This window comes from Algimonas arctica, from assembly GCF_014652695.1.
Taxonomy (GTDB): Bacteria; Pseudomonadota; Alphaproteobacteria; order Caulobacterales; family Maricaulaceae; genus Litorimonas; species Litorimonas arctica.
This window is the reverse complement of the sequence record NZ_BMZH01000004.1, coordinates 80,473-107,103: the sequence shown is the minus strand read 5'-3', so window position 1 is coordinate 107,103 and position 26,631 is coordinate 80,473. Positions and strand designations below refer to the sequence as shown.

Below are 26,631 nucleotides of genomic sequence, written 5' to 3'. Positions count from 1 at the left end.
TATGGGGGCCGTGCCAACTGTGCAACTTTTGGCGGCTGTCGATCACGAAACGACGCTACTGCATAGCAAGTTTACCTTCCGAAACCCGAACCAGACTGATGCCTGCGGTTATGGCGAAAGCGTCACGATTGTGCCCGTGCTAGGCTGAGGCGTTTAAAGGCGTTTCTATATCGCCTAAAAACACCACGATGAGCGACGTACCTACGCTCTGTAAATCGCGCGGCCATTCTCAATCGTGATAGCATCGGCGGAGTATTCTGATGTGCCGATATAAATTTTATTCACGACTGTGTTGTTGTGAATGACCGCTCTAACAGCGCCCAAGCGGGTTCCATTGTCTTGATAGACAACGATGCCCGGCATGATTGATGTTACGGGTTTTGTGACAAAATGGTCTGGAAACTCTGACGCATTTGTCGTCGCGAGGTGTCTTACAGATAATCCCGCTTGATCAGCGTAGACGACTGACGACCCAGCGAAAACGCTGAATAATGCTGCGATGATGGCGACGGTTTTCATAATGAACTCTGTTTATGATCTTGAACTCATCCAACGTTCTAAATCTCAAACAGTTCCCTGATCCGACGGTGATAACGGTCATCGGTCCGGGGGAGCGTCCACGCTAGTGTCATGTCACGAAACAGGCGTTTGTCGCGGCTCCGACGCCCGGTTGGGCGTCGGATTATGCCTTAAGTTTAAAGCGTGATTTTGCCGCGAACCAGCGCATCATAATCAGCAGCGAGGCTCTTGATCGTATCGCAGACAGTGAATTGATTGCCGTCAATGTCCCGCACGGGCGTCACTTCAGCCGCGGTGCCAACCACGAAACAGCCTTGGAAATGGGGAATTTCGCTGGGGTAGATATCCCGGCGATGGACGGTGATGCCACGCTTCTTGGCCAGCTTGATCACGGTGTCGTAGGTCAGGCCTTCAAGCAGAATGTCATTTGTGGGGGTGTGGAGTTCTCCGTCACGGACAAAGAAAATATGCGCGCCCGTACATTCCGCGACACGGCCACGATAATCATACATCAACGCATCATCCCACCCCGTTGCGACGGCTTTGTCCTTGGCCATGGTGCAGATCATATACAGACCTGCTGCTTTGGATTTGCACGGAATTGTATCGGGGGCGGGGCGTTTCCAGTCCGATATCATCAGGCGAATGCCTTTCATCTTATCGGGGAAATAATTGCCCCAATGCCATGTCGCCACGGCGAGATGGATGATGTTGTTTTTGGACGCTACTCCCATCATTTCCGACCCGCGCCAAGCGACAGGGCGAACATAGGCGTCGCTCAGGCCTGATTTCGCGAGCGTGTCGCGGCAGGCCTGATCGATTTGTTCAACCGTATAGGGGATTTCATAACCGAGTAATTCGGCAGAGTTTTTCAGACGGACCGAATGATCCGAGAGCCGGAAAATTTTACCGTCATAGGCGCGATTGCCTTCAAATACGGCTGAACCGTAATGCAGTGAGTGAGTGAGGACATGCACTTTCGCATCGCGCCAGTCGACGAACTCGCCATCGACCCAGATATGGCCGTCGCGATCGTGATAGGGTTTTTCCAACATTTGGGGATTCTCCGTTAACCTGTCGCATTCTTGACTTGGAGCGCGCTAAGTCAACCGTCATAAGAGCTTTGAAGGAATATTATTTGGAACAGCAAGCAACATATCTCGACCGCAGCGACACACACGTCCTTGTAATAGACGATGATGATCGGATTCGCGATCTACTCTCGCGTTATTTGGGCCGGGCAGGCTATCGTGTGTCGTCCGCGAAAAATGCTGCGGACGCGCGCGCAAAGATGGCGGGTATCGAATATGATCTGCTGATCGTTGATGTCATGATGCCCGGTGAGGACGGCGTTAGCCTCGTCGCGGATTTGCGTGGCTATAGCGATATTCCCGTGATTTTGCTCACTGCGCTTGGCGATCCGGCCCACCGGATCAGAGGGCTTAAGGCGGGGGCGGATGATTATCTACCAAAACCGTTCGAACCAGAGGAATTATTGCTCCGTATGGATGCGATTTTCCGACGCACGGGCCGTAAAACGGTCAGCGACAAGATTAGCTTCGGGGAACTCGTTTACGATCTGAAGCAAAGCGTTTTGACCCGCCGTGGGGAAGTTGTTCGATTGACGACGAGCGAAACCACGCTGCTCGACCTCTTGGCGCGCCAAGGCGGCGGTACAGTGTCTCGCTATGTTCTGTCGGAAAACGTCAACGGGGAAAGCGAACGCGCGGTGGATGTGCAGATGACCCGACTTCGCCGTAAACTGGAAGAAAATCCGTCAGAGCCGTGCTATCTGCTGACCGTACGGGGCAAGGGCTACCGCCTCGTCGCGGAACCGGAGTCTGAGCACTGAGATGGCGCTAACCCTGCGCCAAATCGCCCCCAAATCAATTTTTGGGCGGAGTGTGTTAATCATTATTCTGCCGATTATCGTGATGCAGATGATCGTCGCGTATATTTTCTTCAATGCGCATTGGGCGACTGTGACGGCGAATCTGACCGAGTCCGTGGCCGCCGATGTCGCCGTGGCGACGCAGCTTTATAGCCGTGACCCGACAGTGGCTAATGCCGACGCGTTAGACGCACTTCTGCGCCCTGATATGCAACTCTCGGTTCGGCTTAAACCGGGCGAAACGTTGCCGACTGCGAGACGGCGCAATTTTTTCTCTGTTCTGGACAAGACGATTGGGCGGGCTTTGTCCAATGCGATCGATTTGCCGTTTTGGTTCGACACAACTCGCTACCCACACCACATTGATATTCGCGTGCAGGTTAATGAAGGCGTGTTACAATTCTATGCCGCGCGGGATCGGGTTTTCGCGCCGACCGGATTTGTCTTCATATTCTGGCTTGTCACGGCGACGATCCTTCTGACACTTGTCTCCGTACTTTACATTCGTCGGCAAAGCATCCCGATCCGCGAACTTGCAGATGCGGCGGATGCGTTTGGTAAAGGTCAAGATATCGGCGCGTTTAAACCCCACGGCGCGGCCGAGGTTCGTCGCGCGGGGCAATCCTTCCTCAAGATGCGGCAGAGAATTCGGCGTCATTTAGACCAACGCACCTTGATGTTGGCGGGGGTCAGTCATGATCTGCGCACACCGCTGACGCGGTTAAAGTTGGCGCTCTCTATGGCCGAAACGAAAGAGGATATTGCCCATGCCAAGCGGGATTTGGACGAGATGGAGGCGATGCTTTCGGCCTACCTTGATTTCGCCCATGGGGCCGGACAAGGCACACCAGAGGATTTAGATTTAGGCGATTTCGTTATTGGGATTGCGGCCACGGAAGAAATTCAAGCGACGGTTGCGGGTCCGGTCGAGATCGAAGCGCGTCCACAACAATTGCGACGGGCCCTTATGAACTTGATCCAAAATGCGCGCAAATATGCCGGCGAACCTAAGGTCGTTCTAGAGATGACAGATAGTCACGTGCAGATTCATATTGATGATGCGGGTGACGGTATCCCCGAACATATGCGCGAAGAAGTCTTACGTCCCTTTGCGAGGCTGGACGAAGCGCGGACGCAAAATATTGAAGGCGTTGGGCTCGGTTTGGCGGTCGCGCGCGATATTGCCCAAGTTCACGGGGGACGGCTAAAGCTGGATGATAGCCCAGAGGGCGGGCTTCGTGCGACAATCCAATTGCCGCGATAGTCGCTGCCGCTATTCAGAAAATTCGCGCGCGCGGGCGAGCGCTGCGACGACAGCCCGGCGCATCAGTTGGCCTTGTCCGTCGTCGGCCATCAAAACATCGAGTGCCGCTTGAGTTGTTCCACCGGGTGAGGTGACGGCTTCGCGCAATTCTGTTGGGGATTGGTCAGACGCTTCGAGTAATGCGCTCGCGCCGATAATCGTTTCACGGGCCAGTTGTGCGGCTACGTCCGGCGGCAAGCCAATAGATTGTGCGGCTTTGGCGAGGGCTTCGCAGAGGTTAAAAATATAGGCCGGACCTGATCCAGACACGGCGGTTACAGCGTTGATCTGTTCGTCGGTCTCAATTCGGATGACTTTACCGGTCGCCCCTAAAAGTGTTTTTATCGCCTCAACTTTTTCTGACTTAAGCGCGGGGTCGGCGGTAAAAGCGGTGACGCCTTTGCCGATTGCGGCGGGCGTATTGGGCATAGCGCGTACAATATCGGCGCCGGGGAACGCATCTTTCAGAGCTTGGGTTGATATGCCCGCCATAATGGAAATGATGAGAACATCTTCGCCAAGGGCTTCGGCCAATTGGCGCCGCATTTGCGGGAACATTTGCGGTTTGACGGCGAGTAGAATCGTTTTTGTGTTCCGAGGAATGCCGTCGAAGTCAGCGAGGTGCTTGGCGCCCCGTTCAATCGCGTAAACGGCTTCTATGCCGGGGTTGGGATCGATTATGGCAAGATTTCGGGCATTGACGAGAGAGCTTTTCAACCAACCAGAGAGCAAGGCCCCGCCCATATTGCCCGCGCCAACGATGAGGTAAGTTTGGGCCATAGGGTCTAGTTAGCCATGTGAAGCTATATCGACAAGGGCTTCTGCAAGCGCGTCTTCGGGTGTTTTCCCCGCCCAAATGACATATTGGGCGGCAGGGTAGCCCCGTTCGGCCGCGTCCAAGGCTTGGCTCATGAGGTCAAGAGCCTGATCAATTCCGATTTTCGCGCCCCCGCGCAAGGAGACGGCATGGCGATACACGAGCGTACTGTTACGTTGCCAAAAGTCGAAATGGCCGGCGCTCAGCTGTTCGTTCAAGAGTGAGAGGAGGCGGCAAATTGAATCGGTGCGTCCACCAGGAACTTTTCCGTCAAACAGGATGAAGAGTGACAACTGTTCATCCGCCGTATTCCACGATAAGGATAAATCGTGATCGCACCACAGGCCTGTCAGGCTGACATGGACTTCATTCTCGCCAATACATTCATAGGCGTAGTTCTCAGCCGTCGCGATGCGAACAAATGTTTCGATCGGATTAGCGCGCACGGTGGAGACCGCCTTGAGGCTTGGGAGGGGCCGGATACATCTGTCGTCGGCGAAAGCCATTTAAAATCCTACGAATCTCTTAAGGCAACCGCTAAGCAATTTCGCAGGCGTGACAAGTTTATGGCGTAAGTCGCGTGTTGATAACCAAGATTAGCGGTGAACATTAACCTATTGGCAAGACCTCTTCCCAAACGGGATATTTGACCATGATTCGTTTGAACCGCTCTGATTGCAGCCATTTATTCAACCAACGGATCAATTCAGACGGGGCAGTTGCCGTCCACCATGCGGGCTCAACGGCTGCGAACTGACGCACGAAAGGAAAGGTCGCGACATCTATCAGGCGAGGGCGGTCTCCGCGTAAGAACTCTGTGGTTGCGAGGGGCAAGGCGAGGTCTAACAATTGACCCAAGGCAGCCTCGCGGTAATCTGTATCAACTGTACCGCGCGTAACGGACGGATCATAGCGGCTGGCATATTTATAGCGGTCGAGCTTGTTTTTAAAGGCGGTCAAAAATTTTTCCGCGTCTATTCTGTCTTGTTGTCCGTCAGCTAACCAACCCTCAGGGTCGTGCTGGGTCAGTGCCCAATTCATGATGTCGAGACTCTCATCAAGAACACCTGTCTCTGTCACTAAGACGGGAACGGTTCCTTTGGGTGACGCTGCCAACATCGCTGTCGGTTTGTCGCGTAAAAGTACTTCGCGATGTTCGACGGTCATGCCAGCAACATCTAATGCCATCCGGGCGCGCATGGCAAAGGGGCAGCGTCGGAATGAATAGAGGGTCGGCAGGCTCACCCCTTACGGCCGAGGTGTGGTTCATCGCGTTTTTTGGCGAGGTCTATCTGGCGCTGACGCTCCTCAAATCGCGTGACGTCCGTGTCTGGCTTAAAGCAGTGAGGACAAGAGACGCCTGTGACATAATGGGCCGATTGGCAATCTTCTGGTGATAGCGGTGTTCGACAGGCAAAACACTGGGTCCAATCCGTTTCCGAGAGGCCGTGACCCACGGCGACCCGCTGATCAAACACAAAGCAATCACCCTGCCACAGGCTGCTCTGTTCGGGCTGTGTTTCGAGATATTTGAGTATGCCACCCTTGAGGTGCATCACATCCGGGAAGCCTTCGGAGAGCATGTAGGAGGAGGCTTTTTCGCAACGAATGCCGCCGGTGCAGAACATCGCGACGCGCTTGCCTTCAAGCTGTACGCGGTTTTGCTGAACCCATGTTGGGAAATCTCGGAAGGATTCGGTTGCAGGGTCGATTGCGCCTGCGAAAGTCCCAACCCCGATTTCGTAGCTGTTGCGCGTGTCGATAACGACCGTGTTGGGATCGCTGATGACGGCGTTCCATTGATCCGGATCAACATAAGTGCCGACCTGCTTGTTTGGGTCCGTGCCGTCGACTCCGAGCGTCACGATTTCGCGTTTCAGCCGCACTTTAAACCGGAGGAAAGGTTGCTCTTCGCTGTCACTGAATTTGGAATCTAAATCTGACAGGCGCACATCGGCGCGAAGATAATCCAAGAGCGCATGAATGGCCTCGTCTGACCCCGCAATCGTGCCATTGATCCCTTCGGTCGCGAGCAAGATCGTCCCGCGAATCCCCAAATGCTCACCCATGACTTTTAACCAAGGTTGCAGGGCGGCGTAATCAGGCAGGCTGACGAATTTATAGAGGGCGGCGACAGTGTAACGCATGAGGGTGAGCTAGGGCAGGGACTGTTGATCGGTCAACCGTTGCGGTCATTCAAATTGCGACCTTCTGCGGTTTCAATAAGTCCCTCAAGAATGCCTGTTGCGTCGAGGAAATTGAGCAAAGGGTCTGGTAATCCTTCACGGTCGAGCAAGGTGTAAACCTGTTCGCGAATGAGATTAGGGTCATTGCAGGTGCTCGCCAGCATTCGGAGATCGCGAATCCCGCGACCGTCAACCAGCTCTTTTTCGAGGTCATTGGCGGCATTCGACAGACGAAACATCTGAATCGGGCCGGGCGTGTTTCCGTTCATCCAACTGTCCCCGACGGTACGAAAGGCGCGTAAGGCTTTATCGAGCCGTGTTTCAATGCGCTCGACCGCGCGTTCAACACGGGGCTCAATCCAGGCTGCTGTGCAAACGTCTGCGGGGTCTGGTGTGGTCGAGCAGGCGCTTAGAGCAACAAGACAAGGAACAAGGATGCGGCGCATTGAGATCTCCTGTACGGACAAAACTCTTCATACGCTTCACGGGGTCAATGGCAAAACAAAGGGCCAGTTGTGACAGTGATTTAAGGTCTAAAAGATGTTTCCGGATTCGAGAAAGTCCATGTCCATCGGTTCAGCAACGAGCATCGCCCAATAGGTCGAATAGGTCGTGCGCGGTTCGTAAACTAACGCAATGCCAAATTCTGAAACGTCCGGGCGGAGCAGGTTTTCATTGTGCCCAGGGCTGTCCTGCCAAGCCTTAAAGACTTGATCCCAGCTTTTTTGCCCTGTTGCGACGTTCTCACCGGCAATGGTGAAATTATAACCGACGCGGTGCGCGCGGTCACCATGTGAGGAGCCATCAGTCCCGCTGTGGGAAATTATCCCCGCTTTGGCGAGATCATCCGCATGTATCCGCGAGGCTTCGATTAAACGGGGCTCAATTGTGACAGGGTTCAGTCCGTAGCGCGCTCTGTAATTGTTCAAATCGGAGACAGCTTGGCGAATATCAAGCGGTTGTGGTGGGACCTGTGGGAACACAGGATTCGCGCCGAAGCCATTGTTTAACCGACAGACGGCCTCCGGTTTGGTGACATCGGGTTGATAGGTCACAGCGCCGCGACAATTCGGGTCTGCTTTGCAAAGGCTGGAGCAATCACCGGGAAGGGTGATCGGAACGACTTTGTAGGTCCCATCATCTGGCTTGAACGTGATTTTGGACGAAATCGTTTTGGCGGATGCCGGTAAAATGCTGAGAGCCATTATGGGCAAGACGAGCGCCGCAAATTTTCCCAACTTGATAAAACAGAACATATTGGGCCCTCCGTGGATCAAAAAGCCATTAGGCAGGCTAAATCCTAGGAAATCGTTGAATTGCCCGTTAATTATCAGCAATAGTTTGACAATTTTAAGCGGTTTCCCCGTTGGGTTGTCTTACACCAACAGGGTTCACCGACCTGCGCTCACCGTTCCGCCGCCTCCAGCGCCACTGGCCAGATCGCGTTCGTGCCGTAGGTCGGCGGCTAAACGTGCGTAAAAGGACATTCTCTCAGAGTGTTGAGAATCGTCAATGTCGAGCTCTGGTACGGATAGGGGCTCTTTTTCCAGATCCTCATGGGCCGCAGTCATAATCAACTTCCAAACGTCAACAGGCAGCAGGCCGCCCGTAACTTCGTTCATCGCACTGTTGTTGTCATTTCCCATCCAAACGCCGGTCGTCATTTGGTTCGTAAACCCAAGGAACCACGCGTCTCGATAATCCTGTGACGTTCCGGTCTTGCCCCCTGCCAGCCGTGGTAGGAGTCGCGCGCCATGCGCGGTTCCGCTCTCAACAGTTTCTTGCAGCATGCCCGTCATTTGTTGGGCGTAAGGTATGGGATAGACCCGTGAACCTTCGTCATCCCGCCTCGTATAAATAAGGTCACCGCTCGTATTTTCGATCCGTTGGATAATGTAAGGGCGGCGGCGTACACCTTCATTGGGGAAGACAGAATAGGCGCTGGTAAGCTCTAGCAAGTTAACTTCTGAGACGCCGAGCGACAGCGACAAAGTGGGACGAAGTTCCGATTCAATACCAAATCGGTGGGCTGTCTCAGCAATTTTTTCGGCGCCAACTTCGGAACCAACCTTCGCGGCAACCGTATTGATGGAGAGTTTTAAGGCTTCCCGCAGGGTCATGGGACCCCGAAAGCGCAGCGTATAGTTCTTCGGTTGCCAGCCATTGATGTTGGTTGGCTGGTCGACGCGAACCGTTCCCGGCGTAAATCCGTCTTCGAGCGCCGCAGCATAAACAAATGTTTTAAAGCTAGACCCGGGTTGGCGTTGGGCTTGAACGGTTCGGTTGAATTTACTCTCACCATAATTCCGACCGCCGAGCATGACGCGAATACCGCCTGTGGCATTATCAAGCGTGATAACAGCGCCTTGCGAGACTTTTCGGCCCTTGCCGTTGGCGTCGAGAATACCGTTCAGGCTCTCCCCAGCAGAGCGCATATAGTCCGCGTCGAGAGTCGTCGTCACAACAAGATCAGGGTTATTAAGTCCGGCATAATCGCGCGCTTGCGCTGTAATATAGTCAAACGCATACCCCAGCGTGTCTTCATCGACGCCGAGGTTGGGTTCTTCAACAATTTCAGGGGCATTGGCGACGGCTGAATCATGTTCGGCTTGGGTGATGTAGAGATTGGCGCGCATTCGACGCAATACTAGATGCGACCGGGTCAGGGCGCGTTCGTAATGGCGGCGCGGGTTGAATCGGCTCGGAGCCTGCGCCAGCCCAGCGAGCATGGCCGCTTCCGAGAGAGTTAGTTCGCGGGCGCTTTTGCCAAAATAAATCTGGCTCCCGGCTTCAGCGCCAAAAATCTGCGGTCCGAGGCTGACCCTGTTGATGTAAAGCTCAAGGATTTCGGGTTTTGACAGTACGGATTCCATGTCACGGGCGAGCAGGGCTTCCTGAAACTTCCGACGATAGGTTTTTTCGGGTGTCAAAATCATCAATTTGACGAGCTGTTGGGTGAGGGTGGACCCACCTTGGCTGCGACCGCCGGACCGCGCATTGCTCACCATAGCCCGCAATATGGCGCGATTGTCGACGCCTTCATGTTCAAAAAACCGTTCATCTTCGATGGCCAAAACGGCGTTCGGAAGATGCGCGGGCATATCATCCAGTTTGAGCGGTTGACCAATCCACGGGCCACGGTGGCCGATCATCCGTCCTTTATGGTCAATCAGCGTGATCGTATCTTGTAGATTGAGCTGCCACATTGTTTCTTTGTCGGGCAGCGAGGGCAGGCCATCGATTAAATAGGCGCGTCCAAATACAAAGCCTGTCGCGCTCGTCGCGGTCAGAAACGCGAGAATTCCAAGCGCCCAGGCTGAGCGGCGTCTGCGCTGGCTTGTCTCCACGACATTGATATCGGCCCGATAGGTCGCCATAGGGCCGCTTACCCGGCTTTTCGCTGCTTGATAACCGCATTCATCATGACCGACCCGATACACCCAAAGCCTTTCTGGCAAACTAAGACGTTGGCAGAAATGTCAGCGCCAGAATGGGAGAGCCTGTGTGATGGCTGCGGCAAATGCTGTTTGATCCGGTTGGAAGATGATGAGACCGAAGAAATATACACGACCGACGCCCATTGCCAGCTTTTTGACAACGGAAGCTGTCGCTGTTCAAATTATGAAAGCCGCAAGTCAATTGTCCATGATTGTGTAATTCTAAAGCCGAATAATGTCGCAGCCTTGAAATGGATGCCGCGGACCTGTGCCTATCGTCTGCTATCAGAAGGGAAGCCATTGCCAGAGTGGCATCACCTCAAGACGGGCTCAAGGGACACGGTTCATGAGGTCGGGATGAGTGTGCAAGGGGCCACTGTCAGCGAAGTTGGGTTGAGTGAAGAGGACCTTATGGCGCGGATTACCGTCTGGCCGGGGGAGCCGGGCTGGGATGATTGATTGCACATCAATATCTGCGAACGATTTGCAGTTGCGCGGTGTTTTGAGGGATCTCGGTCTTTTCAGCCTTAAGCGGATGAAACGTCGCAGCTAAGTCCTCAGGATTCCTCTGAATTCTGCTGATTACGCCGTTGCAATGAGTAAACGCCCAAACTAGGTTCTGCTCGATTTCAAGGCCCACGCGAGTCATGTCGACGCGCGCCGACCTTATTAAGCCGTTGAGGGTCTAATGCCCGATCTCTTGATCGAATATCTCCCTGTTGTGATGATGTTTTCCATCGCGCTCGTCCTGTCACTGGCGTTTTTGGTCGTTCCCGCTGTTATCGCGCCGTCCGACCCGGATGCCGAGAAGGTCTCGACCTATGAATGTGGGTTCGAGGCGTTTGACGATTCGCGGATGAAGTTCGACGTGCGGTTTTATCTCGTCGCGATCCTATTTATTATTTTCGATATTGAAGTGGCCTTCCTGTTTCCGATCGCTGTCAGCTTAGACATCGTTGGTGTGTATGGCTGGGTCATTATGATGCTCTTCCTGCTCGAGCTCCTCGCGGGGCTTGTTTATGCATGGAAAATCGGCGCGCTGGACTGGGAATAGAACGATGGTTGATATTCTTTCGCCAAATGGGTCACTTGCACGCGACTTAGGGTCGCCGAGCTATAACCCCGGCATTCATGACACAGGGTTTGACGGCCTGTCCGATCAGCTGGCCGACAAAGGCTTTATCACGGCAGCCTCTGACGACTTGATCACATGGGCGCGCACAGGATCGCTGATGTGGATGACCTTTGGTCTCGCCTGCTGCGCTGTTGAGATGATGCAGGCCTCCATGCCGCGTTATGATCTGGAGCGGTTCGGTTTTGCTCCGCGCGCATCTCCCCGCCAGTCGGATGTGATGATCGTTGCGGGGACGTTGACCAATAAAATGGCACCTGCGCTCCGCAAAGTTTACGACCAGATGCCAAATCCGCGTTACGTGATTTCGATGGGCTCCTGCGCCAATGGCGGCGGCTATTATCACTATAGCTATTCCGTCGTGCGCGGCTGTGACCGGATTGTGCCGGTTGATGTCTATGTGCCCGGCTGTCCCCCGACCGCTGAAGCGCTGATCTATGGTATTTTGCAGCTACAGAAGAAAATCCGGCGTGAGGGGAGCATCATCCGATGAGCACGACCTCTTCTGATATGTGGGCCGATATTCGCGATCATATCGAAATGCATCACGCCGATGATGTGCGCGATATGTCTGTCTCGCACGGCGAGTTGACCATCACAGTGCGCCGCGCCGCGATCCTCAATATTATCGGCTTTCTGCGCGATGATCCGATCTGCAAGTTCAATCAGATGATTGACCTCTGCGGTGTTGATTATCCCGAACGCGCGCGCCGGTTTGATGTCGTTTATCACTTGCTCAGCATGGCGCATAACACACGCATCCGGGTCAAATGTTCAACGGATGAAGAAACTCCGGTCATGTCGATTGTGTCGCTGTTTCCAAATGCCGATTGGTATGAGCGCGAAGCCTTCGACATGTATGGCATCATTTTTGATCAGCATCCTGATCTGCGCCGTATCCTCACGGATTACGGATTTGAGGGCCATCCCTTGCGCAAAGATTTCCCGCTGACCGGCTTCGTCGAAGTGCGCTACGATGAAGAACGCAAAGAAGTGATCTACGAGCCTGTTGTCCTGCAACAGGAATACCGCTCATTTGATTTCCTCTCACCGTGGGAAGGGGCGAAATATATCCTCCCAGGTGATGAGAAGAGTGAGGCAGCTGAGTAATGGCCACTACAGAAGCCCTCATCACGGACGAGCAAGATCGTCGCTTTACGATTAACTTCGGGCCGCAGCACCCGGCGGCGCACGGCGTGTTGCGTCTGGTGTTAGAGCTAGAAGGCGAAGTCGTGGAGCGCGTTGATCCGCATATTGGCCTGCTGCACCGCGGCACCGAAAAGCTGATCGAACATAAGACCTATTTGCAAGCGCTGCCGTACTTTGACCGTCTCGACTATGTCGCGCCGATGAATCAAGAGCATGCGTTCTGTATCGCGATTGAGCGTTTGGCGGGCATTGATGTGCCGCGTCGGGCGTCTTTCATTCGTGTGATCTATTGCGAAATTGGGCGTATTCTATCGCATCTCCTCAATGTCACGACACAGGCGATGGATGTCGGCGCACTGACGCCGCCGCTTTGGGGTTTTGAAGAGCGCGAAAAGCTGATGGTGTTTTATGAGCGCGCGTGCGGATCCCGCATGCACGCCAACTATTTCCGTCCCGGCGGCGTGCATCAAGATTTGCCGCCCCAGTTGGTCGCTGACCTTCTGACATGGTGTGATCAATTTCCTGAAAAGCTCCAAGAAATTGAAACGCTGCTGACGGAAAACCGCATTTTCAAACAGCGTAACGTTGATATCGGCGTTGTGTCGAAACAAGATTGCTACGACCTTGGCTTTACCGGCGTGATGGTGCGTGGCTCCGGCATTGCGTGGGATTTACGCCGCAATCAGCCTTATGAAGTTTATAACGAACTCGATTTCAAAATCCCACTCGGCAAGAATGGCGATTGCTACGACCGTTATTTGTGCCGCGTCGACGAAATGTATGAGTCTGTTAAAATCATGAAGCAAGCGCTGGAAATGATGCCGGAAGGTCCGGTCATGACGACGGATAATAAGTTTGTCCCGCCGCGTCGCGCCGAAATGAAACAGTCAATGGAAGCTTTGATCCATCACTTCAAACATTACACGGAAGGCCTGAAAGTGCCGGAAGGCGAAGTTTACGCCGCTGTGGAATGCCCGAAGGGTGAATTCGGCGTTTATCTCGTGTCCGACGGGACCAATCAGCCTTACCGCTGTAAAATCCGCGCGCCGGGCTTCCCGCATTTGGCCGCGATGGACTATCTGAATAAGGGTCACATGCTCGCTGATGTTTCCGCTATTATTGGCTCGCTCGATGTTGTGTTCGGGGAGATTGATCGATGAGTGCCCGTCGTCTCGCCCCGGCTGCCCAGCAGCCCGCCAATGCCAGCCTGTCATCAGACGCGCTAGATAAAATTGCCACATGGACCCGGAAGTATCCCGAAGGCCGTCAGCGCTCCGCGCTGATCCCGGCGCTTTGGATTGCCCAAAAAGATGCGGGCGGTTGGTTGCCGGAAGCCATTTTGCGCGCGGTCGGCGATCGTCTCGGCATGGCCTATATCCGCGTCTACGAAGTCGCGACATTCTACACGATGTTCAATCTCGCCCCTGTCGGTGAGTTTCACATCCAGCTGTGCGGGACAACGCCGTGCTGGCTACGCGGCTCTGATGCGTTGAAAGACGTTTTGGCGCGCCGTGTTGGACCTCAAAACACCGTGAGTGCCGACGGGAAGTTCAGCTGGCTCGAAGTTGAATGTCTGGGTGCCTGCGCGAACGCGCCGATGATGCAGTTATCGACAGATGTCGATGAAGATCCTTACTATGAGGACCTGACGGCCGAGTCATTGGATGCTATTCTTGATGATCTTGCCGCTGGCAAGATGCCTGAGCGTGGCCCGCAAAATGGCCGGATTAATTCCGCCCCTGAAGGCGGTCCACTCACGCTGAATTCTAAGGACCTCTACAAGGCTGCCAAAAAACTAACCAAGCTCCCTAATCAGAGCAAGAAAGTAGCGCTCACGCGTCACGCGGACGACCCGAAGGAAAAGCGAGCTACGAAAGGGGGGGCAGCCTCTGCTGCCGCTGAAAACAAACCTTTTGCCGCCAAACCTAAACGGGCGACACAGGCAGCCGATGAGAAAATATCCAAGCCCAAATTGCTCTATACTGACGGCCCGACGGACGGCACGCCGGATGATCTGAAGAAGATCAAAGGCATTGGACCGAAGTTCGAAGGTGATCTGAATGCCAAGGGTATTTATTATTACCGTCAAATTGCGGCCTGGAAAGTGAAAGACGTCAAAGCTGTTGAAGCGGTCATGGAAAAATTCCCGGGCCGGATCGCGCGTGATGAATGGGTGAAACAGGCCAAAGCTTTAGCGAAGGCCGCGTCATGAAAAAACGTAACCTCTTGTCCGCGCTCTTAAACACCTTCGCCTGTTTGGCTTGGATGGCGTCATTAATTCTAACGCCGAAAGATGCGGGTTTTCCTTATCTTACCGTTCTCGTGACGGCAGTTTTCGCAGCCTGTGCGACGTTCTTTTGGATGGCTTACATGCGTGAACGTAAGGCGACAGAATTGACCTCCTTAGACTTAAAAGGGGGAGAGCTCTAATGGTGCAGCTTCTCAAAGACGAAGACCGTATCTTCAAAAATCTCTACGGTACGCAAGACTGGGGTCTCGACGGCGCGCGGCAACGCGGCGCTTGGGAGGGCACGGGCGCGATGCTGGAGCAGGGACGGGATTGGATTATCGATCAGGTCAAAGCCTCCGGCCTGCGTGGTCGGGGTGGCGCGGGCTTCCCGACAGGGCTAAAGTGGTCCTTTATGCCCAAAGAAGTGGGCGAACGTCCGCATTATCTTGTCGTCAATGCTGATGAATCCGAGCCCGGCACGTGTAAAGACCGCGAAATGATGCGCCACGATCCGCATTTGCTGATCGAAGGCTGCTTAATCGCCAGTTTCGCGATGCAAGCACACGCGGCTTATATTTACTTGCGCGGTGAATACACATTTGAACGCCAACGGCTCCAAGCCGCTGTTGAACAAGCTTATGCGGCTGGTCTGATCGGGAAAAATGCCTGTGGGTCTGGTTGGGACTTCGATGTTTATGTCCACCACGGTGCGGGCGCGTATATTTGCGGCGAAGAAACAGCGCTCCTCGAAAGTCTTGAAGGCAAGAAGGGGCAGCCCCGTCTTAAGCCGCCATTTCCAGCTAATTCAGGTCTCTATGGGTGTCCGACGACTGTGAACAACGTCGAATCAATTGCTGTCGTGCCAACAATTTTGCGCAAAGGCGCGGAGTGGTTTTCCAGTTTTGGCCGTGACAATAATAAAGGCACGAAAGTCTTTTCGATTTCAGGTCATGTCAACAAACCCTGTAATGTTGAGGAAGCGCTCTCCATACCACTCAAGACATTGATCGAGACCCATGCGGGCGGCGTTCGCGGCGGTTGGGACAACCTCAAAGCGATCATTCCGGGCGGCTCATCCGTTCCGCTCTTGCCGAAAGAAATTTGCGATACCGTCCTTATGGATTTTGACGCACTGCGCGAACATCAATCCGGGCTGGGAACGGCGGCTGTCATCGTGATGGATAATAGCACCGACATCGTCAAAGCGATTGCGCGCTTAAGCTACTTCTACAAACATGAGAGCTGCGGCCAATGTACGCCGTGCCGCGAAGGCACAGGCTGGATGTGGCGTGTGATGGAACGTATGGTTCGCGGCGAAGCCGAAATTGGCGAAATCGATATGCTGCTCGATGTGACCAAACAAGTTGAAGGTCACACGATCTGCGCACTCGGCGATGCAGCGGCTTGGCCGATCCAAGGCCTCATCCGTCACTTCCGTCACGAGATCGAAGACCGCATCAATCTCTATCGCTCAAGCCGTCCCGTGTTTGTGCAGGCTGCAGAATAACTATGACCGACCTCCGTAAAGTCAAAATTGATGGTGTCGAGCACGAGGTGCCGGCGGAATACACGCTGATGCAGGCGTGCGAAGAATATGGCGGCGCGGAAATTCCGCGTTTCTGTTATCATGAGCGCCTGTCCATCGCGGGTAACTGCCGCATGTGTCTGGTCGAATGGGAAGGCGCGCCGAAGCCGCAAGCGTCTTGCGCCTTGCAAGTCAAAGACCTGCGCCCGAACCGCGACGGCACGCCGGCCCACATCAAAACCAATTCTCCACTGGTAAAAAAAGCCCGTGAAGGCGTGATGGAATTTCTCCTCATCAACCACCCGCTGGATTGCCCGATTTGCGATCAGGGCGGTGAGTGTGATTTGCAAGACCAAGCGATGGCCTATGGCCGCGACTTTTCCCGTTTTGAGGAAAACAAACGCGCCGTTGACGACAAGCACATGGGCCCGCTCGTCAATACGATCATGACTCGTTGCATCCAATGTACGCGCTGCGTGAGGTTTATAACCGAAGTCGCTGGCGTACAGGAAATTGGCCTCGTCAATCGTGGCGAGAACGCTGAAATCACAACCTATTTAGAAAAGTCACTGACGTCGGAATTGTCCGGCAATGTGATTGATTTATGCCCCGTCGGAGCACTGACGTCCAAGCCTTACGCCTTTAATGCGCGTCCATGGGAATTGGATAAAGTCGAGAGCGTCGACGTGATGGATGCAGTCGGCTCGAACATTCGGATCGATTCGCGCCGCGATGCTGTTTTGCGTATTCTGCCGATGATCAATGATGACGTGAACGAGGAATGGATCAGCGATAAAACACGATTCGTCTGGGACGGCCTTGCCCGTCAACGCCTTGATCGTCCGTTCATCCGTGAAAATGGGAATTTACGCCAAGCGAGTTGGGATGAAGCGCTCGGCTTAGCGGCTGAAAAACTTAAAGGCGACCCGAGCAAAACCGCCGCGATTGCGGGCGATCTTTGCGACGCTGAATCCATGTATGCGCTGAAGGAACTGATGGGTTCGCTGGGCGTGAAAAATATTGATTGTCGTCAAGATGGCAGCCTGATCGGCACTGGCGCGCGCGAAGGCTATCTCTTTAATAGCTCTATTGCGGGCATTGATGACGCCGACGCCATTTTATTCATTGGAACCAACCCTCGCCTTGAAGCGCCGATCATTAATGCGCGTATTCGCAAGCGCTGGATCACAGGCGATCTCGAAATTGGAATGATCGGCGACACCGTCGACCTGACCTATGATTATCACCATGTCGGGACATCTGCCGCAGACCTTGCGGCCTTTAGTCGGGCGCGAAAAGGCTTTGCGCCGATCCTAAAGAAAGCTGAGAATCCGATGATTATCGTCGGGGCAGGCGCTTTGGTCGGTGAGGCTGGACAAGCTTTACTGGCGGCATTGGCCACACTGATGTCGGGACCAAAATTTGTCCGTGAAGGCTGGAACGCGCTGAATATTCTTCATACAGCGGCGGCCCGTGTTGGCGGTCTCGACCTTGGCTTCTTGCCAGGTACGGATGGAAAATCGACTGAGGCCATTTTGGCAGGCGCGGAAGCGGGCGAGATTGAGACCGTTTACTTGCTCGGGGCTGACGAATTTGACGCGAGTCGATTGAAAGACACGTTCGTGATTTATCAGGGCCACCACGGCGACGCAGGCGCCCATGTCGCGGACATCATCCTGCCGGGTTGCGCTTACACTGAAAAAGACGGTCTCTATGTGAATACAGAAGGCCGTGTGCAAATGGGCATGCGCGCTGTGCCGCCGAAAGGCATGGCGAAAGAAGATTGGGCGATTGTCCGGGCACTGTCGGCCGCGATTGGCCGCGTGTTGCCATTTGATAGTCAGTCCGCTCTCCGGGATCAGATGATTGAGAAGCATCCAACCTTCGGTGCTCTGGGTTATGCACCCGGGGCGGCTTCGGCAGCAGATTTTGATCTGTCGCAACTGGGAACAGATGGAACGCTTTCCGATGCTCCGCTCAAAAGTCCGGTGACAGATTTCTATATGACCAACCCGATTGCGCGAGCCTCCAACGTAATGGCGGAATGTTCTGCTGGCGTCGATAAGCCGACCTATTCGGAGGCCGCGGAATGATCGACCTCATTCAATTGCCGGTTTTTCAAGCTGCGGCTGGGGACGCCTCTGGTTGGGGCCTTTGGGTTGCGCTCAAAATGCTGCAAGTTTTAGGCTTTGTGCTGGTTCTAGCTTTGCTTGTCGCGGCGTTGGTGCTCGCTGACCGTAAGATTTGGGCGGCTGTGCAAATGCGCCGGGGCCCCAATGTTGTGGGCGCGTTTGGCTTGCTGCAAACTATGGCCGATGCGCTGAAGTTTTTCTTCAAGGAAATCGTCGTTCCGGCGGGGTCTGATAAATTCCTGTTTATCCTCGCGCCGCTGATTGCTCTCGTCATGGCCTTTCTGGCGTGGGCGGTGATCCCAGTTGCGGACGGTTGGGTGATTTCAGATATTAACGTCGGGGTTCTTTATGTCCTCGCGATCAGTTCTCTCGGCGTTTACGGCATTATTATTGGCGGTTGGGCGTCGAACTCGAAATATTCCTTCATGGGATCACTGCGCTCTGCGGCGCAGATGGTGTCCTATGAAGTCTCAATCGGCTTTATCATCCTGACGGTTATTTTCGTCTCGGGATCCATGAACCTGTCCGAAATCGTCAACACGCAAGCAGGCGGGTTTTGGAACTGGAATATGTTCCGACTTAATCCCTCAACAGAATTCGGCCTCGCCAATTATATTTTGACGCCTGTGCTGTTTTATATGGGCGTGATGTTTTTCATCAGCGCACTTGCGGAAACAAACCGCCCGCCGTTCGATCTTCCGGAAGCAGAATCCGAGCTCGTAGCTGGTTATCAGGTGGAGTATTCCTCCACACCGTTCTTGATGTTCTTCTTCGCGGAATATGTGAACATTATGCTGCTATCTGCGATGATGGTGATCCTGTTCCTCGGCGGCTGGCATGCCCCGATCGACATTGGCGTTCAGTTCCTGCCGGGCGTGTTTTGGTTCTTCCTCAAGACGGCTTTCATCTTCTTTATGTTCGCGATGGTGAAGGCGATTGTGCCGCGTTACCGCTATGACCAATTGATGCGTCTGGGTTGGAAAGTGTTTCTTCCGACGTCCATCATTGCGGTTATGATTGTGTCTGGCGTCGTTGTGTTTACGGGAGCCGCATGATGTCTCGTCTTAAACAGCTCATTCGCGGCGCTTTGCTGCTCGAATTTGTCAGCGCTTTTATACTCGCAATGCGGTTTTTCTTCCGCCCGAAAGTCACCCTGAACTATCCATTCGAAAAAGGGCCGCTTAGCCCCCGTTTTCGCGGCGAGCATGCGCTACGTCGCTATGCGAGTGGTGAAGAGCGCTGTATTGCGTGTAAGCTCTGCGAAGCCATCTGCCCGGCGCAAGCGATTGTTATTGAAGCTGAACCGCGTCCGGATGGTTCGCGTCGGACAACGCGTTATGATATCGACATGGTCAAATGTATTTATTGCGGCTTGTGTCAGGAAGCGTGCCCCGTCGACGCGATTGTCGAAGGACCAAACTACGAATTTGCCACTGAAACCCGCGAAGAGCTTTACTATGATAAAGAAAAGCTGCTCGCGAATGGGGACAGATGGGAAACTGAAATCGCCAAGAACCTAGAAATGGACGCGCCCTACCGTTAAGGGGACGCGAATCCGCGTCGGCTTACCGATGCGGAGGAAAGAGAAGAGAGCCAGACGTGATCGCGGCCATCGCATTCTACATCCTCGCAACTGTTGCTATCGCTTCCGCCTTTATGGTGGTCGCGTCGCGAAATCCTGTGCACTCGGTGATGTTCCTCATCCTGACGTTTTTCAGCGCGGCCGGGCTCTTCATTCTTATGGGGGCCGAGTTCCTCGCGCTGCTTCTCATCATGGTTTATGTGGGAGCCGTTGCCGTTCTCTTCCTCTTCGTCGTGATGATGCTTGATGTGGATTTTGCGGAGTTGAAAAAGGGCTTTCTCTCTTACGCGCCTATTGGTGCGATCATTGCGGGAATCTTGTTGATTGAAATGATTACGCTTGGCGCAGCCTATTTCTCAGATGGCGGACGCCCACTGGTTGTCACAGACGGCACGATGAGCAATCTCGAAGCCTTTGGCGCGGTGCTTTATACAAAATATGCAGGCGCGTTTGAGGCCGCAGGCTTTATCCTGCTCGTTGCCATGATCGGTGCGATTGTGCTGACATTGCGGGAACGCGAAGGCGTGCGCCGTCAGGATGCGAATGCGCAAATGGCGCGGACGCGTAAAGACGGGGTTGAACTCGTGGACATCGAACCTGGACAGGGGCTCGGTTAGCCGGGTCCGGCTAGGAGGGAAGACATGGTCATCGGATTATCACATTACCTGATCGTTGCCGCGATGCTGTTTATCATCGGCGTGTTTGGCATTTTCGTGAATCGTAAAAATGTCATTGTTATTTTGATGTGCATTGAGCTCATCTTATTGGCGGTGAACATCAATTTCGTGGCGTTTTCGACGCACATGCCGGCTGCACCGGGCGTGAACCCTATTGATGGGCAAATATTCAGCCTCTTTATCCTCACTGTGGCCGCGGCAGAAGCCGCTGTCGGCCTCGCTATTCTTGTCGTTTACTTCCGCAATCGCGGTAACATTCAGGTCGAAGACGCTGACCTGATGAAGGGCTGATCTCTTGTTGTATCAGACGATCGTTTTTGCCCCGCTGATCGGGGCCATCATCGCCGGTGTTGCGGGCACAGGTTTTGGCGGTGCACGCCTGCCTGAAAAAGCCAGTATGGTTTTGACAACAGGATTGTTGTTCTTGTCAGCCATACTCTCATGGCTCGCATTTATGGGTATTGCCTTTGGCGATGCGCCAGACACGACGATCACGCTGATGCGTTGGTTGGACATTGGCGGGTTAGAAGCCAATTGGGCGCTCAAGATGGACACGCTAACGGCGGTGATGTTGATCGTTGTGACGACAGTGTCCTCGCTGGTTCACCTCTATAGCTGGGGCTATATGAGCGACGACAAATATAAGCCGCGCTTCTTTGCTTACCTCTCGCTGTTCACCTTCTTCATGCTGATGCTCGTCACCAGCGACAACTTCATCCAGCTGTTTTTTGGTTGGGAAGGCGTCGGGCTCGCCAGTTATCTATTGATTGGCTATTACTACAAAAAACCGTCTGCCAATGCCGCAGCCATCAAAGCGTTTGTCACCAACCGAGTTGGCGATGTCGGCTTGGCGCTAGGCGTTATGACGGTTTTCCTCGTCTTTGGATCTGTTGAATTTGACGTAGTATTCTCCGCAATTGCCGAGAATAGCGACCGCCGTCTCGATTTCTTGGGCTTTAACCTCAATGCGATTGAACTGATCGCTATGCTGCTCTTCATCGGCGCGATGGGGAAATCAGCGCAGTTCCTTCTGCACGTCTGGTTGCCAGACGCGATGGAAGGCCCGACCCCTGTGTCGGCGCTTATCCACGCGGCGACTATGGTGACAGCCGGCGTCTTCCTCGTCTGTCGGGCTTACCCGATTTACGACGCAGCCCCGTTTACAGCAGGTTTCATTACCGCCTTGGGCGCCTTCACGGCCTTCTTTGCGGCAACGGTCGGTCTGGTGCAGAACGATATCAAACGCGTCATCGCTTATTCGACCTGTTCGCAACTCGGCTACATGTTCTTTGCTGCCGGCGTTGGGGCCTATAACGCGGCGATGTTCCACCTCTTTACCCACGCGTTTTTCAAGGCATTGTTGTTCCTCGGGGCCGGGTCAGTCATCCATGCGCTGCATCATGAACAAGACATGCGTAAAATGGGCGGGATATGGCGCAAAGTACCGTGGACATATGCGGGTATGATTATCGGCACTCTAGCGCTGACAGGGATCGGCATGCCGTTACTCGGTTGGGGTTTTGCGGGCTTCTTCTCGAAAGATGCCATTATCGAAGCGGCGTATGCCGTGGGTGCTGGCGGCGGGAATAACGCGGCTGTCTTCGCCTTCTGGATGGGGCTCATCGCGGCCTTTATGACCAGCTTCTATAGCTGGCGCCTTATCTTCATGACCTTCCACGGCCGCTTCCGGAGTGACCATCATACGCTGGAACATGCGCATGAGAGCCCGTGGAGTATGCGAATTCCGCTGATTGTTCTGTCTATTGGGGCAATTTTTGCCGGAGCCATTTTCTACAAAAGCTTCATGTATGGTTATGGCGGCTTCTGGCATGGGGCGCTTCCAATTGCGGGCGGCGACCACGCCGCACTTGCGCCAACCAACCTGTTTGCCGCGGCTGAAGGATATGAGAGCGCCGGTGAAGAAGCTGGCGGCGGTCATCATTTCCCGCTGTGGGTTCTATTTTCACCGCTCGTTGTTTCCGCTTTGGGCTTTGTGCTCGCGTTCTTCATGTACCGTAATGGCGGAACTGAGCGCCGGATTGCTCACGCGGCAGACACAGGGGGCTCACCGCTTTACCGCTTCCTGCTCAATAAATGGTACATCGACGAACTTTACGAAGTAACGCTTATTCGTGGTGCTCGTAAGTTGGGTGACTTCTTCTGGAAAGTCATTGATGTCGGCATAATCGATCGATTTGGACCTAACGGGATTGCCGCGTTTACGGCAGGGGCATCACGCCGTCTGTCACGACTACAATCAGGTAAATTGTTTCACTACGCCTTTGTCATGTTGATCGGCGTTGCCGTTCTGGTGATGATCGGCGTTCGTGGGCTGGGAGGTTAAGGCCGTGTTTTCGAACCTTCCTATTCTGCCGGCATTGGTCGTCATTCCGTTGATCGGGGCTTTGTTCCTCGCTTTTGTGTCCCGCCTCACGCGTGCCGATGGTCGCGAACAGACTGAGCGTAATGCGCCGCGTACGGCCCTGTTGGTCAGCTTGATCGTTTTGCTACTGTCCGTCGTTCTCGTGATCGATTTTGATCCAACAAATCCAGGCTTTCAATTTGTCGATGAAGCCCCGTGGCTTGGCAACGGGATTGACTTTCGCATGGGCGTCGATGGTATTTCTGTTCTCTTTATCGTTCTGACGGCATTTCTGACCCCGCTTTGTATATTGGCGTCAGAAACGTCGATCAAGAAACGCAAAGCCGATTACATGATCGCGTTCCTGCTATTGGAAAGCCTTATGATTGGGGTCTTCTGCTCGCTTGATCTAATTCTATTCTACATCTTCTTCGAAGCGGTACTGATCCCAATGTTTATCATTATCGGTGTTTGGGGTGGGGCGAACCGCGTTTATGCGTCTTATAAATTCTTCCTCTACACGCTGTTGGGGTCAGTTTTGATGCTTGCGGCTATCTTGTGGCTCTACGCTCAAAGTGGGACGCAGTTTGGCGATCCAACTACGGATATGCGGGCTCTCAAAGACCTTGATATTCCCGGCGGTGTTCAGACGTGGCTCTGGCTTGCGTTCTTTGCCTCCTTTGCGGTCAAGATGCCAATGTGGCCTGTCCATACATGGCTGCCGGATGCGCACGTTCAGGCGCCAACGGCGGGTTCGGTTATTCTGGCGGGTATTTTGCTAAAATTGGGTGGTTACGGCTTCCTACGTTTTTCTCTGCCTTACTTCCCAGACGCGTCAGTTCAATTTGCGCCCATGATCTTCACCTTGTCGGTCATCGCAATCATCTACACGTCACTGGTCGCTTACCGTCAGACGGATATGAAAAAGCTGATCGCTTATAGTTCCGTCGCTCACATGGGCTTCGTGACGATGGGGATATTCACCTTTAATCTGCAAGGTATCCAAGGCGGAGTTTTCCAGATGATCAGCCACGGTTTGGTCTCTGGCGCGCTCTTTTTCTGCGTCGGTGTGATTTACGACCGGATGCACACGCGCGACATCGCTTTTTACGGCGGACTTGTGAAACGCATGCCGATCTTTGCAGCCTTCTTCCTGCTCTTTACTATGGCGAATGTGGGCTTGCCCGGAACGTCAGGTTTTATCGGTGAAATCTTGACCATGATTGGTGCCTATCAAGTAAGCCCGTGGATCGCGGCAGGCGCAGCCCTCGGCATGATCTTGTCGGCGATGTATGCGCTCCATCTCTACCGAGAGACGATCTTTGGCGAACAGGTCAATGAGAAGCTCGACGTGATTACCGATGTCACAGCGCGGGAATGGCTGATCTTAGGATCGCTCGCCTTCTTCACAATTTTGCTTGGTGTTTATCCGGCTTTGGTGACGGATTTGACCGAAGCCAGTGTCGCTCAACTCATTGCGGACTTCCAAGCGGATACGGTTGTGCCCGCTTTGGCTGAGGGGAACTAAGATGGAAGCTGTGTCCCTAATGGCGCCGGAGCTGTTGCTTGCGGCTCAAACTCTTATCGTCGTAGTGATGAGCTTGTTCGTTAAAGGCGAAAAGCAAGCCGATGTGATGCGCTGGATTGCCATTGCTGTGCTTGTCGCCTTCGCGTTGATCGGATTCGTCTTAGGTCGTCCTCAAGGAACTGCGTTTAACGGTCTGCTCAAGGTCGATGATTTTGGGCATTACGCCAAACTGATCATCGGTTTGACGGCCGCGCTCGCGCTCGTTTTCACCAAATCCTATTTCAAAGCCGAAAAACTTGATCGGTTCGAATTTTCCGTGTTGATGATCTACGCTGTGCTCGGCATGTCGATCATGGTCAGCGCGAATAACCTGCTCGCGCTCTATATCGGTCTCGAATTGCAAGCGCTTGCGCTCTACATCATGGCGGCGTTCAACCGGGATAGCTTGCGCTCTTCAGAGGCTGGCTTGAAGTATTTTGTGCTCGGCGCTTTGTCGTCAGGTCTACTGCTCTACGGTACGTCGATGATTTATGGCTTTACCGGCCACCTTGATTTTGCGGGCATTGCGTCCGTGATTGAAACAGGCGGCGTGAACGGCGGACTCGTTGCGGGCATGGTCTTTATGATGTGCGGCTTGGCGTTTAAAATTTCCGCTGCACCGTTCCACATGTGGACGCCGGATGTTTACGAAGGCTCGCCGACACCGATCACGGGCTTCTTCGCCTCGGCTCCGAAATTTGCAGCGATGGCCTTGATTGCCCGGCTGTTGTTCGGTCCGCTCGAAGGTATGTTTGACCAGTGGCAACAGATCGTCGCAGCGCTCGCATTGGTATCGATGTATGTCGGTGCGATTGGCGCGTTGAGCCAAAGGAATATCAAACGTCTGATGGCGTACTCTTCCATTGCGAACATGGGCTACGCGCTTGTGCCGCTGGCGGCGGGGACCGTGTTTGGCCTGAAGGGTATGCTGATCTTCATGACGATCTATGTCATCAGCTCGATCGGTATATTTGCTGCGATCCTGCAAATGCGGATCCGTAACGGCATGGTCGAACAGATTTCGGATTTGTCTGGCCTGTCACAGACCAACCGTCCGATGGCGCTAGTTCTGACGGTCTTTTTCTTTTCACTGATGGGTATTCCGCCCTTGCTCGGGTTCTTTGGTAAGTTGTTTGCCTTCTGGCCTGCGGTTGAAGCCGGCCTGTGGTGGTTGGTTGTCGCGGCCTTGGTCGCGTCCGTCATCGGCGCGTTTTACTATCTTCGTGTTATCAAAACGATGTGGTTTGATGAGCCAGCCCAAGACTTTGTCGAATCTCCCCGCTCTTTGCGTTGGATTACGACGGGGTCCGCGCTGACTTTGCTCTTGTTATTTGCTCTGCCATTCATCTCGATTCCGGCGCAAAGCCTTCTCGATAGCGCAGCCGCGGCGCTCTTCTAGCTCTTGCAGTTTATCCATCTGGATAGCGTCGGCTCGACTCAGGACGAAGCTCGGTCGCTTTATAAATCGGGTGAGCGCGGTCCGGTTTGGGTGCGCGCCGATGTGCAAACACAGGGGCGAGGGCGGCGTGACCGGACATGGGTTAGCTGCTCTGGTAATCTGTCGGCAACATTGCTCCTGCCTAATTCAACGGACCCATCTCAATCCGCATTGCACGGCTTTGCGGCGTCACTGGCTATCGTGGATACGCTGGTGGCCTATATGCCGCAGCGTCCCGTCACGTTGAAATGGCCAAATGATGCCCTGATTGGCGGGGCCAAAATTAGCGGCTTGTTGATCGAGCGCGAAGCCAAAGCGCTTCTTATCGGGATTGGTATTAATCTCGTGTCACATCCCGACAATACGCCTTATCCGGCGACGCATTTATTACGAGAAATGAAAGCCGAAAATTTGGCAGATGCGGAACCCCTCTTTACGGGGGCCGAGGCTGTTCTCGCCCTTTTGTCCAAACACGTGATGCAACGGATCGGAACCTTACGAAACGATGGGTTTGAACCGATCCGTAAAGATTGGCTTGCTTACGCGCATCATCTTGGAAAAACAGTGACGGTGAATGGCCTCACGGGAACATTCACGGATCTTGCGCCGGATGGTGCGTTGTGTCTGATCTTGCCTAATGGCACAGAGACCCGCGTCCATGCGGGCGATGTTGCTTTCGGATAA

At 53.9% G+C, this 26,631-nt stretch carries 28 protein-coding genes and 1 pseudogene; 20 read left to right on the top strand and 9 right to left on the bottom strand.

Translation table 11 applies throughout. The features are described from left to right. Positions 1-37: 37 nt before the first annotated feature. Positions 38-148: pseudogene (locus tag IE105_RS06335) on the top strand (FeS assembly scaffold SufA); the annotation flags it as partial. Positions 149-201: 53 nt separating this feature from the next. Here the strand turns inward: IE105_RS06335 and IE105_RS06330 are convergent. Together IE105_RS06330 and IE105_RS06325 are read right to left on the bottom strand one after the other, a co-directional pair. Next, entirely contained in the window at positions 202-519 is a 318-nt protein-coding gene (locus IE105_RS06330) for a hypothetical protein (RefSeq protein ID WP_189496574.1), read from the bottom strand. Between the two features lie 176 nt (positions 520-695). Next, positions 696-1,574 carry a branched-chain amino acid aminotransferase gene (locus IE105_RS06325; RefSeq protein ID WP_189496572.1) on the bottom strand — a complete coding sequence of 293 codons (879 nt, stop codon included), beginning with the start codon at positions 1,572-1,574 and terminating at the stop codon, positions 696-698. 83 nt (positions 1,575-1,657) lie between these two features. Here IE105_RS06325 and IE105_RS06320 point away from each other — a divergent pair, with 83 nt between their 5' ends. Together IE105_RS06320 and IE105_RS06315 are read left to right on the top strand one after the other, a co-directional pair. Beyond that, positions 1,658-2,371 (top strand): response regulator transcription factor, encoded by a 714-nt coding sequence (locus IE105_RS06320; RefSeq protein WP_189496570.1) that lies wholly within the window; start codon positions 1,658-1,660, stop codon positions 2,369-2,371. A 52-nt stretch (positions 2,372-2,423) separates the two neighbouring features. Then, positions 2,424-3,674: an ATP-binding protein gene (locus IE105_RS06315; protein ID WP_233354017.1), complete on the top strand. Its 1,251-nt coding sequence runs from the start codon at positions 2,424-2,426 to the stop codon at positions 3,672-3,674. Between the two features lie 9 nt (positions 3,675-3,683). Here IE105_RS06315 and proC read toward each other — a convergent pair whose 3' ends face one another. The 7 genes from proC to IE105_RS06280 form a co-directional block, all read right to left on the bottom strand. After that, positions 3,684-4,493, bottom strand: coding sequence for a pyrroline-5-carboxylate reductase (gene proC, locus IE105_RS06310; protein WP_189496565.1), 810 nt, complete (start codon positions 4,491-4,493; stop codon positions 3,684-3,686). 9 nt (positions 4,494-4,502) lie between these two features. Next, complete coding sequence (locus IE105_RS06305) at positions 4,503-5,036, bottom strand: type III secretion system chaperone family protein (protein ID WP_189496563.1); 534 nt, start codon at positions 5,034-5,036, stop codon at positions 4,503-4,505. 103 nt (positions 5,037-5,139) lie between these two features. Further along, positions 5,140-5,775 carry a glutathione S-transferase N-terminal domain-containing protein gene (locus tag IE105_RS06300; protein WP_189496561.1) on the bottom strand — a complete coding sequence of 212 codons (636 nt, stop codon included), beginning with the start codon at positions 5,773-5,775 and terminating at the stop codon, positions 5,140-5,142. Further along, positions 5,772-6,677 (bottom strand): oxygen-dependent tRNA uridine(34) hydroxylase TrhO, encoded by a 906-nt coding sequence (gene trhO / locus IE105_RS06295; protein ID WP_189496559.1) that lies wholly within the window; start codon positions 6,675-6,677, stop codon positions 5,772-5,774. The genes IE105_RS06300 and trhO overlap by 4 nt, the downstream gene beginning before the upstream one ends. Before the next feature lie 32 nt (positions 6,678-6,709). After that, positions 6,710-7,162, bottom strand: coding sequence for a hypothetical protein (locus IE105_RS06290; protein WP_189496557.1), 453 nt, complete (start codon positions 7,160-7,162; stop codon positions 6,710-6,712). Between the two features lie 87 nt (positions 7,163-7,249). Then, the gene (locus IE105_RS06285) at positions 7,250-7,972 is read right to left on the bottom strand and encodes a CAP domain-containing protein (protein WP_189496555.1); all 723 of its coding nucleotides are present in this window, start codon (positions 7,970-7,972) and stop codon (positions 7,250-7,252) included. 135 nt (positions 7,973-8,107) lie between these two features. Next, positions 8,108-10,093 carry a transglycosylase domain-containing protein gene (locus IE105_RS06280; protein ID WP_189496553.1) on the bottom strand — a complete coding sequence of 662 codons (1,986 nt, stop codon included), beginning with the start codon at positions 10,091-10,093 and terminating at the stop codon, positions 8,108-8,110. A gap of 45 nt (positions 10,094-10,138) precedes the next feature. Between IE105_RS06280 and IE105_RS06275 the strand changes: the two genes are divergently transcribed. The 17 genes from IE105_RS06275 to IE105_RS06195 all read left to right on the top strand — a co-directional run bounded on the left by IE105_RS06275 (position 10,139) and on the right by IE105_RS06195 (position 26,631). Further along, positions 10,139-10,612 carry a YcgN family cysteine cluster protein gene (locus IE105_RS06275; RefSeq protein ID WP_189496551.1) on the top strand — a complete coding sequence of 158 codons (474 nt, stop codon included), beginning with the start codon at positions 10,139-10,141 and terminating at the stop codon, positions 10,610-10,612. 229 nt (positions 10,613-10,841) lie between these two features. After that, positions 10,842-11,207, top strand: a complete 366-nt coding sequence (gene ndhC / locus IE105_RS06270; RefSeq protein ID WP_189496549.1) for an NADH-quinone oxidoreductase subunit A — start codon at positions 10,842-10,844, stop codon at positions 11,205-11,207. Next, positions 11,173-11,778 (top strand): NuoB/complex I 20 kDa subunit family protein, encoded by a 606-nt coding sequence (locus tag IE105_RS06265; RefSeq protein ID WP_373299056.1) that lies wholly within the window; start codon positions 11,173-11,175, stop codon positions 11,776-11,778. Before ndhC ends, IE105_RS06265 begins: the two co-directional genes overlap by 35 nt. Before the next feature lie 17 nt (positions 11,779-11,795). After that, positions 11,796-12,395 carry an NADH-quinone oxidoreductase subunit C gene (locus IE105_RS06260; protein WP_373299060.1) on the top strand — a complete coding sequence of 200 codons (600 nt, stop codon included), beginning with the start codon at positions 11,796-11,798 and terminating at the stop codon, positions 12,393-12,395. Further along, on the top strand, positions 12,395-13,594 hold the full coding sequence (locus tag IE105_RS06255) for an NADH-quinone oxidoreductase subunit D (RefSeq protein WP_189496543.1): 1,200 nt from the start codon (positions 12,395-12,397) through the stop codon (positions 13,592-13,594). Before IE105_RS06260 ends, IE105_RS06255 begins: the two co-directional genes overlap by 1 nt. After that, positions 13,591-14,646: an NADH-quinone oxidoreductase subunit NuoE gene (gene nuoE / locus IE105_RS06250; protein ID WP_189496541.1), complete on the top strand. Its 1,056-nt coding sequence runs from the start codon at positions 13,591-13,593 to the stop codon at positions 14,644-14,646. The genes IE105_RS06255 and nuoE overlap by 4 nt, the downstream gene beginning before the upstream one ends. Continuing rightward, the gene (locus IE105_RS06245; protein WP_189496539.1) at positions 14,643-14,864 is read left to right on the top strand and encodes a hypothetical protein; all 222 of its coding nucleotides are present in this window, start codon (positions 14,643-14,645) and stop codon (positions 14,862-14,864) included. Before nuoE ends, IE105_RS06245 begins: the two co-directional genes overlap by 4 nt. Beyond that, a complete protein-coding gene (gene nuoF, locus IE105_RS06240; protein WP_189496538.1) occupies positions 14,864-16,171 on the top strand; it encodes an NADH-quinone oxidoreductase subunit NuoF in 1,308 nt (435 codons plus the stop codon). The genes IE105_RS06245 and nuoF overlap by 1 nt, the downstream gene beginning before the upstream one ends. A gap of 2 nt (positions 16,172-16,173) precedes the next feature. After that, a complete protein-coding gene (nuoG, locus tag IE105_RS06235; RefSeq protein ID WP_189496536.1) occupies positions 16,174-18,282 on the top strand; it encodes an NADH-quinone oxidoreductase subunit NuoG in 2,109 nt (702 codons plus the stop codon). Further along, positions 18,279-19,376 (top strand): NADH-quinone oxidoreductase subunit NuoH, encoded by a 1,098-nt coding sequence (gene nuoH / locus IE105_RS06230; protein ID WP_189496534.1) that lies wholly within the window; start codon positions 18,279-18,281, stop codon positions 19,374-19,376. The genes nuoG and nuoH overlap by 4 nt, the downstream gene beginning before the upstream one ends. After that, on the top strand, positions 19,376-19,864 hold the full coding sequence (gene nuoI / locus IE105_RS06225) for an NADH-quinone oxidoreductase subunit NuoI (RefSeq protein ID WP_189496860.1): 489 nt from the start codon (positions 19,376-19,378) through the stop codon (positions 19,862-19,864). The genes nuoH and nuoI overlap by 1 nt, the downstream gene beginning before the upstream one ends. A gap of 113 nt (positions 19,865-19,977) precedes the next feature. Next, the gene (locus tag IE105_RS06220; protein ID WP_373299059.1) at positions 19,978-20,520 is read left to right on the top strand and encodes an NADH-quinone oxidoreductase subunit J; all 543 of its coding nucleotides are present in this window, start codon (positions 19,978-19,980) and stop codon (positions 20,518-20,520) included. A 24-nt stretch (positions 20,521-20,544) separates the two neighbouring features. Beyond that, the gene (gene nuoK, locus IE105_RS06215; protein WP_189496530.1) at positions 20,545-20,871 is read left to right on the top strand and encodes an NADH-quinone oxidoreductase subunit NuoK; all 327 of its coding nucleotides are present in this window, start codon (positions 20,545-20,547) and stop codon (positions 20,869-20,871) included. Positions 20,872-20,875: 4 nt separating this feature from the next. After that, positions 20,876-22,924, top strand: coding sequence for an NADH-quinone oxidoreductase subunit L (gene nuoL, locus IE105_RS06210; RefSeq protein WP_233354015.1), 2,049 nt, complete (start codon positions 20,876-20,878; stop codon positions 22,922-22,924). Between the two features lie 4 nt (positions 22,925-22,928). Continuing rightward, complete coding sequence (locus IE105_RS06205; protein WP_189496528.1) at positions 22,929-24,470, top strand: NADH-quinone oxidoreductase subunit M; 1,542 nt, start codon at positions 22,929-22,931, stop codon at positions 24,468-24,470. Further along, on the top strand, positions 24,457-25,908 hold the full coding sequence (gene nuoN / locus IE105_RS06200; protein ID WP_373299058.1) for an NADH-quinone oxidoreductase subunit NuoN: 1,452 nt from the start codon (positions 24,457-24,459) through the stop codon (positions 25,906-25,908). Before IE105_RS06205 ends, nuoN begins: the two co-directional genes overlap by 14 nt. Before the next feature lie 3 nt (positions 25,909-25,911). Next, complete coding sequence (locus tag IE105_RS06195) at positions 25,912-26,631, top strand: biotin--[acetyl-CoA-carboxylase] ligase (RefSeq protein ID WP_189496524.1); 720 nt, start codon at positions 25,912-25,914, stop codon at positions 26,629-26,631.